The organism is Anaerostipes sp. 494a (assembly GCF_001940315.1).
Lineage (GTDB): Bacteria > Bacillota > Clostridia > Lachnospirales > Lachnospiraceae > Anaerostipes > Anaerostipes faecalis.
The window spans coordinates 1,308,893-1,323,225 of sequence record NZ_MJIF01000001.1; the positions used below are offsets into that span (position 1 = coordinate 1,308,893).

General features: G+C 37.4%; 13 protein-coding genes and 1 tRNA gene. 1 reads left to right on the forward strand and 13 read right to left on the reverse strand.

The window, feature by feature from the left end; translation table 11 throughout:
- Positions 1 to 4: 4 nt before the first annotated feature.
- From BHF70_RS06620 to BHF70_RS06630, 3 genes are all read right to left on the reverse strand, one after another.
- Positions 5 to 1,375 carry a sodium-dependent transporter gene (locus BHF70_RS06620; protein ID WP_075759505.1) on the reverse strand — a complete coding sequence of 457 codons (1,371 nt, stop codon included), beginning with the start codon at positions 1,373 to 1,375 and terminating at the stop codon, positions 5 to 7.
- A gap of 95 nt (positions 1,376 to 1,470) precedes the next feature.
- Positions 1,471 to 2,823 (reverse strand): sensor histidine kinase, encoded by a 1,353-nt coding sequence (locus BHF70_RS06625; RefSeq protein WP_075759506.1) that lies wholly within the window; start codon positions 2,821 to 2,823, stop codon positions 1,471 to 1,473.
- On the reverse strand, positions 2,820 to 3,494 hold the full coding sequence (locus BHF70_RS06630; RefSeq protein ID WP_075759507.1) for a response regulator transcription factor: 675 nt from the start codon (positions 3,492 to 3,494) through the stop codon (positions 2,820 to 2,822). Before BHF70_RS06630 ends, BHF70_RS06625 begins: the two co-directional genes overlap by 4 nt.
- Before the next feature lie 123 nt (positions 3,495 to 3,617).
- Between BHF70_RS06630 and BHF70_RS06635 the strand changes: the two genes are divergently transcribed.
- Positions 3,618 to 4,115, forward strand: coding sequence for an entericidin EcnA/B family protein (locus tag BHF70_RS06635; protein WP_075759508.1), 498 nt, complete (start codon positions 3,618 to 3,620; stop codon positions 4,113 to 4,115).
- Between the two features lie 47 nt (positions 4,116 to 4,162).
- Here BHF70_RS06635 and BHF70_RS06640 read toward each other — a convergent pair.
- The 10 genes from BHF70_RS06640 to nrdD form a co-directional block, all read right to left on the reverse strand.
- A tRNA-Thr gene (locus BHF70_RS06640) sits at positions 4,163 to 4,235 on the reverse strand.
- 71 nt (positions 4,236 to 4,306) lie between these two features.
- Entirely contained in the window at positions 4,307 to 4,564 is a 258-nt protein-coding gene (locus BHF70_RS06645; protein WP_075759509.1) for an HPr family phosphocarrier protein, read from the reverse strand.
- Positions 4,561 to 5,487, reverse strand: a complete 927-nt coding sequence (whiA, locus tag BHF70_RS06650; protein WP_075759510.1) for a DNA-binding protein WhiA — start codon at positions 5,485 to 5,487, stop codon at positions 4,561 to 4,563. Before whiA ends, BHF70_RS06645 begins: the two co-directional genes overlap by 4 nt.
- A 3-nt stretch (positions 5,488 to 5,490) precedes the next feature.
- On the reverse strand, positions 5,491 to 6,345 hold the full coding sequence (gene rapZ / locus BHF70_RS06655; RefSeq protein WP_075759511.1) for an RNase adapter RapZ: 855 nt from the start codon (positions 6,343 to 6,345) through the stop codon (positions 5,491 to 5,493).
- 13 nt (positions 6,346 to 6,358) lie between these two features.
- Entirely contained in the window at positions 6,359 to 7,267 is a 909-nt protein-coding gene (gene murB / locus BHF70_RS06660; protein WP_075759512.1) for a UDP-N-acetylmuramate dehydrogenase, read from the reverse strand.
- A gap of 48 nt (positions 7,268 to 7,315) precedes the next feature.
- A complete protein-coding gene (locus tag BHF70_RS06665; RefSeq protein ID WP_075759513.1) occupies positions 7,316 to 8,251 on the reverse strand; it encodes an ROK family glucokinase in 936 nt (311 codons plus the stop codon).
- A 2-nt stretch (positions 8,252 to 8,253) separates the two neighbouring features.
- Complete coding sequence (hprK, locus tag BHF70_RS06670; protein ID WP_075759514.1) at positions 8,254 to 9,189, reverse strand: HPr(Ser) kinase/phosphatase; 936 nt, start codon at positions 9,187 to 9,189, stop codon at positions 8,254 to 8,256.
- An 88-nt stretch (positions 9,190 to 9,277) separates the two neighbouring features.
- The gene (gene uvrC / locus BHF70_RS06675) at positions 9,278 to 11,146 is read right to left on the reverse strand and encodes an excinuclease ABC subunit UvrC (protein ID WP_075759515.1); all 1,869 of its coding nucleotides are present in this window, start codon (positions 11,144 to 11,146) and stop codon (positions 9,278 to 9,280) included.
- Between the two features lie 433 nt (positions 11,147 to 11,579).
- A complete protein-coding gene (nrdG, locus tag BHF70_RS06680) occupies positions 11,580 to 12,071 on the reverse strand; it encodes an anaerobic ribonucleoside-triphosphate reductase activating protein (protein WP_075759516.1) in 492 nt (163 codons plus the stop codon).
- Complete coding sequence (gene nrdD, locus BHF70_RS06685) at positions 12,071 to 14,191, reverse strand: anaerobic ribonucleoside-triphosphate reductase (RefSeq protein WP_075759517.1); 2,121 nt, start codon at positions 14,189 to 14,191, stop codon at positions 12,071 to 12,073. The genes nrdG and nrdD overlap by 1 nt, the downstream gene beginning before the upstream one ends.
- Between the last annotated feature and the right edge of the window lie 142 nt (positions 14,192 to 14,333).

A 14,333-nucleotide genomic window follows, 5' to 3' on the forward strand; every position in this document is an offset into this window, starting at 1 on the left:
TTTTTTAAAAGAACTTATCAATATATCCCTGTACAAAAATAAACACTACGATCAATGGCAAAATATATGTCACATAAATTCTTGTCCATTCCGGGAATCTGATTCCTTCTCCTTCATTGGCTTCTTTTGTAAAGTTCTTCCAGCCCCATCCATACTTTGTTACACAAAACAGAAGATATATCAAAGATCCCAGAGGAAGAATATTATTGCTGACAATAAAATCTTCCAAATCCTGTATAGTAGTTCCTGATCCAAGAGGCTCTATAAAGCTCCACACATTGAATCCTAACGCACAAGGCAAAGATAATACAACAATTGCCACTGCATTAAAGGCAATTGATTTCTTTAGACTCCATCCCCACAAATCCTGTGCAAAGGAAATAATATTCTGAAATACTGCAATAATCGTTGATAATGCTGCAAAACTCATAAACAGGAAGAATAAAGCACCCCATAAACGGCTTCCAGGCATTTCATTAAAAACATTTGGTAAAGTAATAAATACCAGATTAGGACCACTGTCCGGTCTTACACCAAATGCTGAACATGCAGGAAAAATAATTAACCCAGCCATCAATGCTACCAATGTATCCAGTATAGCTACATTGATTGCCTCTCCCGTCAATCGACGGCTTTTATCAATATAACTTCCGAAAATCGCAATGGCACCTATTCCAAGACTCAATGTAAAAAAGGCCTGTCCCATTGCTGCAGACACAACAGTCATTATCCCCTGTTTTTTCATTGCGCCAAAATCAGGAACCAGATAAAATTTTAATCCTTTAGCTGCTCCAGTTAAGGTTACACTTCTTACAATTAATATAAGGATTACCACAAACAGACATGACATCATTACAGTAGTGATCTTTTCCACACCCTTTTCAAGTCCCATGGAACATACAAGAAATCCCAGTACAATTACCACCAGCATCCAGAAAATCTGAGTCCCAGGTTTTGAAAGCATAGTAGCAAAAATCCCTTCTACCTGTGCTGGCGTTTTTGCAACGAATTCACCTTTTATCATCTTAATGAAATAACAGATCATCCACCCTGCAACAGTTGTATAAAACATCATGAGAAGATAATTTCCTGCCATTCCAATATAACTGTACCAATGCCATTTACTGCCCTTTGGTTCCAGTTTCTGAAAAGATGCAGCAATACTTCTCTGACTGGCTCGTCCTACAGCATACTCCATTACCATAATCGGCAGTCCCAATACAAAAAGAAAAAACAAGTAGACCAATACAAATGCCGCACCTCCGTATTGCCCTGCAATAAACGGAAATCTCCAGACATTACCCAATCCTATGGCACATCCGGCAGAAATCAGAATAAATCCGATTCTTGATGAAAACTTTTCTCTCTTTTCCACAATTCTCTCCTTACATTTTCATTATAATTCATAAAGCCATATTATACTCTATCTCACATAGACCGTCCAGTATCATTCCCATAACTTCCAGATGTTTACAATGCCGGAAGCCAAAAAGAAAATACTGTACCTTCTCCGAAGGTACTTTCTACTTTTATTTCTCCACCATGAAGTCTTACGATCCATTTTACCATAGACAATCCCAGTCCGGTTCCCTGAGAACTACTTCTGCTTTTATCTACCCGATAGAATCGATTCCATATTTTATCTAAAAACTCAGGTTGTATACCGATACCATCATCTGCAATCTGTCCTTCCACCCGATTTTCATTTCTTCTTAAATCAATCCATATATGTCCTTTTTCTTTTCCATATGAGACAGCATTTTGAATCAAATTCATCATCATTCGCATTAATAGTGTCTGGTCACCCTGCACCATAAGCTGTTCTTCCCCATGAACGGAAATAGATATACATTTCTGCTGTGCCTGTCCTTCCATCTCTTCTGCTACTATCTCTGTCAGCATACTAAAATCCACAGTTTCAAACTGACTGGCATTCACAGTTTTTTCTTCTCTTGCAATCATCAGCATTTGAGAAACCAGACGTGACATTTTCTGCGCCTGCCGTAAAAGAATCTCTACCTCTTCTCTTTGTTCCTGACTGAGATCTTGATTATCTAAAAGATATTCACACTCAGAAATCATCACCGCCACCGGAGTCCGCAATTCATGAGATGCATCAGCAGTAAATTGTTTTTCATTTTCAAATGATTCTTGAAGTCTCTCAAACATCTGATTAAAACGCTCTGTCAAATGGTATATTTCATCCCTTGCCTTAGGTAAAGATAATCTCTGGGATAAGTCATCTCCACTGCTTATCCTATCTGCCTCCCCGCAAATAACATCTACTGACTTTAGTGCATGTTTTGTCATAAAATATCCAATCAGACCAATGATAAAAATTAATCCTGGAAACAGAAAAATGATAATATGCTTTGCTGTCTCCACAAATGTTTCCATGTTATGAATAGAAGTTATCCCTCGGATCCATAGAGCCTTCCCCTGTCCATAAGTTTGAATACTGTCATATACCATCCACTGCTTCTGCCCCGTTTTTACAATTCTTGGCTGGCTGGATATCAAAGTTGTCTGTTTAGGAAAATCAACCGGCATGCTTCCATATAAAAGCCTTCCAGTTTCATCATACACACAAAACATAACTCCATCGTTATAAAATTCTGCATCACTGCTCATATAGTAGGTATCATCCTGAAACTTTATGTTTCCTGTAAATCCGGTCACCGCTCCCTGTACTTCTTCCTCTGTCGCAGACAAACCTGTTTTATTAACAAAAACCAGCGTCACAGAAAAAACAATCCCAAGAATTACCGCCACAATTCCTGTATACCACAATGTGACTTTCATTTTAATTGAACATCTTTTCATTCCACATCCCTCAGCACATATCCGGCTCCTCTGACTGTATGAATCAGTTTCCTTTCAAATCCTTCATCAATTTTTTTCCTAAGATACCGAATATAAACATCTATCACATTGGAACTGCCTTCAAAGTTAAAATCCCATGCATTTTGCTCAATCTGATTTCTGGATAACACAACATTTTTATTTCTCATAAGACATTCTAATATCATAAACTCTTTGGCAGAAAGAAAAATCTCTTTTCCATTTCTCCAGACCTGTTTTGTATCACGATCCAATATAAGATCTGCTACTTCCAGCCGATTAGAAGTAAAACTAGGTTTCCGCCGCATCATGACCCGGATTCTTGCCAAAAGCTCATCAAAAGCAAAAGGTTTCACCAGATAATCATCAGCCCCCAGATCCAGTCCTTTTACTCTGTCTTCAATCCCGTCTTTCGCTGTCAGCATCAGAATCGGTGTGTCCTTTCCCTGATTTCGAACTTCCTTTAAAATCGATAAACCATCCTTTCCCGGCACCATAATATCCAGAATCATTCCGTCATAAGAAGTCATGTCAATATAATCCATGGCTTCCAGTCCGTTTCCACAGGCATCCACACTGTATTTTTCTTTCACCAGCCTCTTTTTCAATATTTCCCTTAAATCTTTTTCATCTTCTACTATTAATAATCTCATAATGTATTCATTATAATACAATTCAGAAATATCTGAAATAAGTTTTTCTTTTTAATGTTATTTTAATTTTTGGGTATTATGATATATATAAGCTAAAAGAAATAACGAAAGGAGATTTTAATTATGAAAAGAAAATATTTTTTATTGATTACTGCTCTTATAGCTGTATTCGCATTTACCGGATGTTCTAACACATCCAAAGATTCTACGGAGGCTACTACAACACAGGAGATTGCTACAGAGCAAACTAATAATCATGCAACAGATAACCAGGATGATGACAGTCAGACAGATGATAACACATCAAATCAGAAAAATGATGATGCATATGACTTTTCTTCCTATAGCAAACGAATCAATGCAATAACCAAAAAAGTAAACAATGCTAAAACCAGTTCCAATAAACAGACAAATGCAAAACGTTTTTATTCTTTAAAAAAGCAAATTGACGCTATTGAAGATGATTTAGACAAATTGGATGACTCTTTCGAAAATGCCTATGAAAATAATAAAATAACTTTTGAAACCTATGAAAAAAGAGAACGTTCTATTGATAAACTGGAAGATCAGCTGGAAATGGCAGAAGATGCTCTTGAAAAGAAATTTGGAATTGATGACTAAACAAAAAGGTGGATTTCTAAAAATCCACCTTTTTATCATTAATAGCAAGCCGAAAACCGGACTTGAACCGGCGACCCCTTCATTACGAGTGAAGTGCTCTACCAACTGAGCTATTTCGGCATATATGAAAGCATACCTTACGGTGTAATTCACTATATATTACGGTATGCTCTATGAGAATAGACTGAAATCTATGCTCCTTTTGTTAAATAATTTTCAATCTGGGCTACTGCCTCTTCTTCGTCAGTTCCATCTGCAACAACTGTTAGATCATCAATCTGATACAGTCCCAGACTCATCATTCCCATGATACTTTTTACATTAACCTGCTTATTTCCAGCTTCAAATAAAATCTTACTTTCAAACTGGCTTGCCATCTGTACAAGAAATGCAATCGGCCTGTCTTCTTCCTTTAATTCTGCCTGCACTTTAACCTTTTTAGAAATCATCCTTTTCCTCCTAATCTCATCTCTTCTGCCATCTTACTTATTTTCTTTAAACGATGATTGACTCCGGATTTTCCAACCGGAGGATTTAGCATGTCCCCAAGCTCCTTTAAGGTAGCTTCCGGATTCTCTAAACGCAAATAAGCAATATCTTGTAAACCCTGATTCAAATGATGAAGACCTTTGTGCTGCATGATATATTCAATATCTTCAACCTGCTTAACAGCAGCAGAAACTGTCTTATTAATGTTTGCCGTCTCACAATTCACACGGCGATTTACTGTATTACGCATTTCTTTGAGAATTCTTACATTCTCAAGCTCCATCAATGCAATATGTGCCTCCATAATATTAAGTACATCAACAATTTTGGCACCTTCTTTGATGTATACAACATAATATTTTTTCCGCAAGACAATTTTAGCATCCAATTCAAAAAAATTCAACACGTCTCGCAGCTGTTCTGCAATTTCTTCATCAGTCGAAACAACTTCAAAATGATAGTTTTTTTCTGGATCACTCATGGATCCTGCTGCTTGAAATGCTCCACGAATGTATGCCCTTTTACAGCATGTATTCTGCAGAACCATTCCTGATTCACCAGCTTCCATAAGTTTTACCGCCTTCAATATTAAAACAGAATCAGGATGATTGTCAACACTTACTGTATAATTTCGACTTCTTTTGAGAAAATCATTGCGGCTTACATGTATTTTTGCATGGATATCAAATACATCTTTTAGAAGAGTATAAAAACGTTTGGCTACAGATACTGTTTCTGTATGAATCTGAATATGATAGTTTCCTTCTTTCTCTGTCACCTCTCCACAGAACCGCACAAAAGCAGCCAGTTCCGCTATTTTACAATGTCTGGCACTTGTTTCATTTCTAGATAATTCTTCTTTCACGTTACTTGAAAACGACATTTCCTACCTCATTATATCTCTATGCTCCACCTTAACAAAATATGGCAGATGTGATAGTTTTTCTGCCAGCGCATTGGTAATTGTTACCGAACGATGCTTTCCACCTGTACATCCGATTCCTATGACCAGATTATATTTTCCTTCTTTTATATAATTTGGAATCAGAAATTCCATCATGTCATCCAGTTTCTCCAGAAACTGAACCGCTTCATCATATTTCATAACAAAATCCTGAATCGGTTTATCATTTCCCGTCAATGGACGCAGTTTCAGATCATAATATGGATTTGGCAGGAATCTTACATCAAACACAAGATCCACATCTGCAGGAATTCCATATTTAAATCCAAAAGATACAACAGCAATCTGAAATCTTTCGTTTGTTTCTCCATCCACATAAATATGATCGATTTCCTCTTTCAGTTCACGGATCAGAAGGTGACTGGTATCAATCACATAAGTAGCCTGCTTCATAAGGAATTTCATTGCTTCCCGTTCTTTTTCGATTCCATCTTCCACCCTTCCATCTCGTGATAAAGGATGATTTCTCCTTGTTTCTTTGTATCTCTTTAATAAAATGCGATTACTTGCATTCAAATAAAGAATCTCTGGAGAAATGCCAAGATTCCTGATCTTATCAAGCATTGTCTCCAATTCTCCAATTCCCTCACCATTTCGAACATCGATTCCCAGGGCAACATTGTGTATTTTTGCTGTTTTATCCAATGTCAGTTTTGCAAATTTATCCAACAGAGCTACTGGAAGATTATCTACACAAAAATATCCTATATCTTCCAATGTTTTCAATGCACTACTCTTTCCTGCTCCTGACATTCCTGTTACAATTACAAATCTCATTTGCTCTTCCTCTTTAGAAACGTCCAACTCTTTTCACTTCCGGCTCCATATTAACACCGAACTGTTCTTTTACTTTCTTTTGTACATCTGCAATCAGCTGCATAACATCTGCTGCAGTTGCATTTTCCTGATTGATCACAAAACCACAGTGTTTGTCTGAAACTCTTGCACCACCTACCTGATAACCTCTAAGACCTGCATCCTGAATAAGTTTCCCTGCGAAATAGCCTTCAGGACGTTTAAAGGTACTTCCTGCACTTGGATATTCCAATGGTTGTTTTGTACGTCTTGCAAGGGAATATTCATCCATTTTAGCCTGAATTTCCTCTGGATTTCCTTTCTTCAAGACAATGGTTCCCTCTAGAACAATATATTCATTTTTCAAAATATTACTTGTGCGGTATCCAAGTTCCAGTTCCTGTGCCGGTATTGTTTTAACATCGCCTTCTTTTGTAAGTACAGTCACCTCTTTTAGGACCTGTACTATTTCTCCTCCGTAAGCACCAGCATTCATCACTACTGCACCACCAAAAGTTCCCGGAATGCCGCCTGCAAATTCAAAACCAGTCAGTTCTTCTGAGAGAGCTACCTTGGCTGCAGTACTAAGAAGCGTTCCTGCCTTAATTGTAATCTCATTTCCATTTACTGTAATGCCGCTAAAATTCTTATATATCTGAAGAACAATTCCATCCATACCCTCATCTGCCACCAGAAGGTTACTTCCATTTCCAAGGACAAAAACCGGAACTCCCTGTTTTTTTGCTGCTTCACAAACAGTTTTAATTTCTTCTATCGTATCTGGAACAATAAAAATATCAGCAGGTCCTCCAATACGAAATGTTGTATGATTTTTCATAGGCTCATTCAAAAGAATTTTTTCTTCTGAAATCACTTCTTTTAACTGATTGATCACCTTATTCATGATTCCTCCAATGATTTCTTTTCTCTCTTTAATAATATCATTCTTTATTTATGACAGCACCAGGCTTGCCGCACCAAAAATTCCAGCATCGTTTCCCAGTGTAGCAATAACAAATTTTCCATCCTGTACTTTACCAAATGTATATGTAGAATAGTACTTTTTAATAGCATCCAGTAAAATCTGTCCGGCTCTTGATACTCCGCCTCCGATTACAAAGACCTCAGGATCAACCATCAGGGCAATATTTCCAAATGCCAATGCAAGTTTCTGTCCAAGATGATCTACCTGCTCCATAGCAAAAGCATCTCCTTCTTTTGCCAGATCAAAAATGTCTTTTGCTGTAATATCTTCCATATCTTTTAAAGCTGTGACTTCACTGGTTTCTTTTAATGCCTTTTTTGTTTCATATACAATTCCTGTTGCAGAAGCATATAACTCAAGACATCCTGTCTTTCCACAATTACATACTCTGTCATCTGCAGGATCTACCGTCATATGTCCAATTTCTCCACCGTATCCACGGCTTCCGTCAATAATCTTTCCATCCACGATAATTCCGCCGCCAACTCCTGTTCCAAGAGTTACCATAACAGCATTAGAATAATCAGCTGCTGCACCTGTCCATAATTCACCTAATGCTGCTGCATTGGCATCATTGATTACCTTTACAGGGCAATCCAGCATAGCAGATAATTCCTTTCCTACATTGACACTTCCCCATCCAAGATTTACACATTCATTTACTTTTGTAAATTCCAGAACAGCACCAGGAACTCCCACTCCTGCTCCTGCTAAATCTTCTTTACTGATATTATGAGCGGCTATATTATCCTTAACAGAAGCTGCAATATCTGTTAAAATATTTTTCCCATTTTCTTCTTTTCTGGTTGGTATTTCCCATTTTTCCATCAGTTTCCCATCTTCAGAAAAAAGTCCCAGTTTAACCGTAGTTCCTCCAACATCAATTCCATATAAATATTTCATGTTTATACCTCCATTTGTCCAGTTACACGTTTATATAATTCTTCAGCAGCATTATATCCCATCTTCTTCTGTCTGTGATTAATTGCTGCAGTTTCCACGATAATTGCCAGATTTCTTCCCGGACGAATCGGAAGTGTGTGGGCTGCAACTTTATTTCCAAGATACTCCACATATTTTTCTTCCAATCCCAGTCGGTCATAATCTGCATCTTTGTTCCAGTCTTCCAGCTGGATGACCAGATCAATATCCTGTTCCATCTTCACACTTTCTACACCAAACAGATTTTTTACATCAATAATACCAATTCCACGAAGTTCAATAAAAAATCGTGTAATATCAGGTGAAGAACCTATGAGAGTCTTTTTACTGACACGCTTAATCTCCACCACATCATCAGAAACCAGCCGGTGTCCACGTTTGATCAGCTCTAAAGCTGCTTCACTTTTACCAATTCCACTTTCACCTGTAATAAGAATCCCTTCACCAAAAACATCCACTAAAACCCCATGAATTGAGATTCTCGGTGCCAGCACAACACTTAACCATTGAATTACTTCTGCCATAAATTCAGAAGTTGTATCCTGAGAAATCAAAATTGGTACTTTATATTTTTGGGCAACTTCTATCATCCTGTCACAAGGAACTAAATTACTGCAAAATACCAGACATGGAATTCCTGCTGAGAAAAATTTTTCAAAAATAGATGTAACCACCATATCATCTTTCTGAATCTCCTGAAGATACAGATATTCTACATTTCCGATAATCTGTAAACGATTACTGTCAAAATGTTCAAAATATCCCGCCAGCTGCAATGCCGGACGATTAATTTCTGCCTGTCTGATGTATATCTCTTTTGTATTGATTTCAGGAAGAACTTCTTTTAAATTCAGTTCTTTCATCATATCATATACTGAAATCTTATGTTCCTGATTCATAATAGATGCTCCCTTCTTTTATACCTTTTCATTACGTTATTTTATCATATTTTCTATCTTAAAAAAAGGATTGATAGATAATCCATGTTTATCTATCCTCCTGATGGAAAAACAGGTAGATTTCTCTAGCCGTTTTCCGATCCATACCAGGAACCTTAAGCAGTTCCTCTTCTTCCGCAGTTTTTATGGATGATATATCCTTAAAATATTTCATTAATGCTTTTCTTCTCTTTGGTCCTACACCTTTTATATCATCCAAAACGGAATGAACCTGTCCTTTTGCTCTTAACGAGCGATGGTACTCAATAGCAAAACGATGGGCTTCATCCTGAATTCTCGTTACCAGAAGAAAAGCCTCACTATTCCTTGGAAATATGATTTCCTCATTATTATAATACAATCCTCTCGTTCTATGATTGTCATCTTTTACCATTCCACAAACCGGTATCTGAAGATCAAGTTTTTCCAGTACTTTATTCGCTATATTAACCTGCCCTTTTCCACCATCCATTAAAAGCAGGTCTGGAAATTTTGTGAAACTTCCAAGTTCCAGATCTTTCCCTTCCTGTAAAAGTTCATCCAGCTCTCTCTGTCCATGGCGAAATCGTCTGGTCAGGACTTCTTCCATACTTGCATAATCATCAGGACCTTCTATTGTTTTTAATCGGAATTTCCGATAATCCCGTTTTCGCGCCTTTCCGTTTTCAAAAACTACCATGGATGCCACTGTCTGAAAACCACTGATATTGGAAATATCAAATGCTTCCATTCGTTTTAATCCTTCTATCCCTAAAAGTTGTTCGATCTCATGGACAGCACCTATGGTCCTTTTTTCTTCCCTCTTTATTTTTTCACGATCCATTCTCAAAATGTTCTCTGCATTTTCTTTCGCCATTTCCACCATTCGATGCTTTTGCCCTTTAACTGGAACTTTCAGATGAACCTTACTGCCTCTTTTTTTACTTAACCATTTTTCTATAATCTCCATGTCCTCCACCGGATATTCCAAAAATATTTCTCCGGGAAGATATGGAGTTCCCGCATAAAACTGTTTGATAAAAGCACTTAGAATTTTTTCGTCTGAGTTTTCTTCATTTAAATCCATATGGAAATGCTCTCTTCCAAGAAGTTTTCCCTGCCGAATAAAAAATATGGCTACAACTGCATCTTTTTCATCCTTTGCCATTGCAATCATATCTCTGTCTTCAAATCCCTGAGTATTGATTTTCTGACGATCCATGATTTTTTGTATGCTTCTCAGCAAATCTCTGTATTCCATTGCCTGCTCAAATTCCAGTTCCTTAGATGCTCTTTCCATCTTTTCCTGAAGATTCCTTGCAACTTCCTTGTAATTGCCATTTAGAAAATTTAATGTCTCTTCAATCTTTTTTCCATAATCTTCTTTAGAAATATATCCCTGACATGGACCATTACATTGCTTAATCTGATAGTACAGACACGGACGATCCTTTCCTATATCTTTAGGTAACCTGCGATTACATGTCCGTATCTTAAAAATCTTTCGAAGCAATTCTATTGTATCATTTACAGCACCTGAACTGGTATATGGTCCAAAATATCTGCAGTGATCCGGTTTCATCTTTCTTGCAAGCATAATCCTTGGAAAATCCTCATTGGTAGTCACCTTAATATACGGGTAATTTTTATCATCCTTTAACATGGTATTATATTTAGGACGATGTTCCTTGATCAGATTACTCTCCAGTACCAGCGCTTCCAGTTCAGAATCTGTAATTATATATTCAAACCAGGATATATTCTGAACCATATGCTGAATTTTTACAGACAGATTCCGACTATCCTGAAAATACTGACGCACACGGTTACAAAGCTTAATTGCCTTTCCCACATATATAATTTCATCTTTTTTATTATGCATTAAATAAACTCCTGGCTTAGCCGGGAGCTTCTTTAATTCTTCCTGAATATCAAACATTATGAACCTCCGTTTCATCATTCTAACAAAAGCTGGCAATCAAGTCTATAGCAGATGGATACAATGTAACAAGGTCTTTTCTATGTAATTAAGAACAAAGCGGACAAGTCTGCTTCAACTCCCTCTATCCCTCACTCATGAGGGACTTGCTCCGCTTTGCGCGCCAGATGCTATTGCGTAAGCAATTATCACCTTATGCATCTGGTCGCATCTTTTGCGGAGCATTTTTTATTACATAGGAAATTCAAAGGAATTTCCTATGTAATAAAAAATCCCGCCATCATCTGGCGGGATTTCTTTTTATCAAATGAAAAGAGAGGATTAAAATATATGAAAAACTATGTTTTAAGTATATCAAAATTCCTTTCTAATACAATGTAACAAAAATAAAAAATTATAAACACTTTCTAAACAAATCTAAAGATTTAAATTTCTACTGGCAGTGAAGAATGAGCCGATCTTCTTTTAATGATTGTTTTACATCAATCACCCGCTGGTTACTACTTCCTCTCCAATGAATCTTTGGATCTCGTAATTCCTCTATGTATGGTCCGTCTATCAGCACATCAATATTTTTAATTACTTCCAGTGTAGAAATTTCTTCCCAGCAAAATCCTGTATACATCCAGATTGTCTTTTCCGGAAATTTTTCTTTAATTTCTTCCACAAGAATGGTAATATCTCTGCAATTTGCCGGATGAAGAGGATCTCCACCACTTAATGTAATACCTGAAACATACGGTTTATCCAGTGCTTCAAATAATTCCTTTTTTGCCCCTTCATCAAACTCGAGTCCGCCTTTAATATCCCAGGTGACCGGATTATGACAGTTTTTACATTTGTGAGTACATCCAGAGACCCACAAAACCACCCGGAGACCGTCTCCGTTGAGCATATCATCCTTGGTTATATTATGGTAACGCATTACATGGATTTCCTTTCTGAAATTTCTGCCATTTTGGCATCATTTAGTCTCGTATCTCCTTTTACTCTGGAATAAGATAGATATCCGTTCATTCGATCAATTTTGGTGAGATTATGACTTCCACATTTTGGACATACATCCATTTCCAGTTCTTCATGTCCACAGTCATCACAATAAGCCAGAGATAAATTAACTCCTTCGTAATATCCAAGATCCATTGCACGACGCACCAGAGTTTTGATTGCCTCTTCATTATAATCGATTGGATATTTTACATATTGAATCTTTCCACCGTTGCTTAATTCCCAGAATCTTCCTTCAAGATCCTGTTTTTCTATTGGAGTAATATCTTCTGCCACATGACAATGGAAAGAATTGCTGACATATTCTCTGTCAGATACATTTTCAATAACTCCATATTTCTTACGGAACTGTTTCACCTGCAATCCACAGAGATTTTCTGCCGGAGTTCCATAAATAGCATACAAATAACCATCTTCCTTTTTAAACCTGGCTACCTGCTCATTAATATATTGTAATGTTTCCAGTGCAAACTTTCCGTCTTCCACCAGGGATTTATGGTTATAAAGCTGCTGCAGCTCATTTAATGCCGTAATTCCAAAAGATGCTGTTGCAGATTTTAACAATGGTTTGATTTTGTCATGAAGATCCAGATGTCCCCCAAGGAAACCACCTTCGCAGTACGCCAAAGGATTGGTGGACGCCTTCATCTCTCCCAGATATTCATAGGTTCTGATATGAAGCTGACGAATCAGATTCAGATAATAATCTAAAACTTCATGAAAATCTCTGCTTTCCTGTTTTGCCTTGGCATAAATCATTGGAAGATGCAGGCTGACTGCTCCTATATTAAATCTTCCTACAAATACCGGAACATCTTCCTCATCTGCCGGCTCCATTCCGCCTCTCTCATACCACGGAGATAAAAATGCACGACAACCCATGGGACTGATAATCTTTCCGTACTTTTTATACATGCTGGAAATATACCCTTCTCCCGTAAGGCTCAGCCAGTCTGGATACATAGTCTTGCTGGAACAACGGATTCCTGCTTCAAACACATCTTCCAGTTCTCCTCCTGGTCCATGGAGGTTCTTGTCATATAAAAATACAATTTTAGGAAACAGAACAGGTTTTTTATGTCCTTCCTTTCCCTGACCTTGTCTTCTTACATCCAGCATGGAAATTGTAGCCATCTTTGCAAATCGCCCGGTTCCAGTTCCTGCCGTAATGGTAATAAACGGATAATCTCCTCTGCTGGAAGAAACACTGTTAAACTTATATTCCAGTCCCTGAAATCCCTGCTCAAATTCTCTCTTTACATCCTTTAATGCTTCCGCCTCAGCTTTATCTTCAAGCAGACCCAGTTCCAGATATCTCTTTATGGCTTTATTATAGGATTTCTCTGCATAAGGCTCCAGAATCAGCTCAATATTCGGTACAGTAAATCCGCCATACTGCTGACTGGCAGCACTTAAAACAATATCTCCAATAACGTCAAAAGCTACATCCAGTGTCTTTGGCTCGTTATACCAGAGATTTCCCATTTCAAAACCGCCTTTTAACACTTCCTGCACATCAAACAGACAGCAGTTCATAGTGTCTCTGCGGGCAGACATATCATGAATATAAATATAACCATCTCTGCATGCCTGTATTTCTTCTGTAGTTAAAAAGAATTTCTTATATAACTCCTTATTTAATTCATTAAATATCAGACTTCTCTTTGTAGATACCAGTGCACTGTCTGTATTACTGTTTTCTTTGTCTCCAATATACATAATAGACTGACTTTTTTTATAAACTTCATCCAGCATCTGAACAAAATCCTGTTTATAATTTCTGTAATCGCGATAGCTTTTAGCGACCAGAGGATTCGTCTGCTCCAGAGCTCCTTCTACTACATTATGCATCTCCGAAATATGAACTTCATCTTTATGCATCTCCTGTACTTTTTTCGTTACAAAGTCACAAATAAAATCCAGTTCTTTCTGAGAAAATTTCACCAATGCACGATAAGCAGATTTATTAACTGCTACCACAACCTTCTGCACATTGAAATCCTCTCTTGTACCATCTTTCTTTACTACTTTGATCATTTAGCTCTTTCTCCCCTTTCGGCTATATCGTATAATCTTTTCTATATTCAAGACTCGCTCGCGAGTCTTGGCGCGGAATTCGGGTCTGCATAGCAGACATACTTCCAATCCGAATTCCTGCGCATCCTCGCGGAGCGTATAT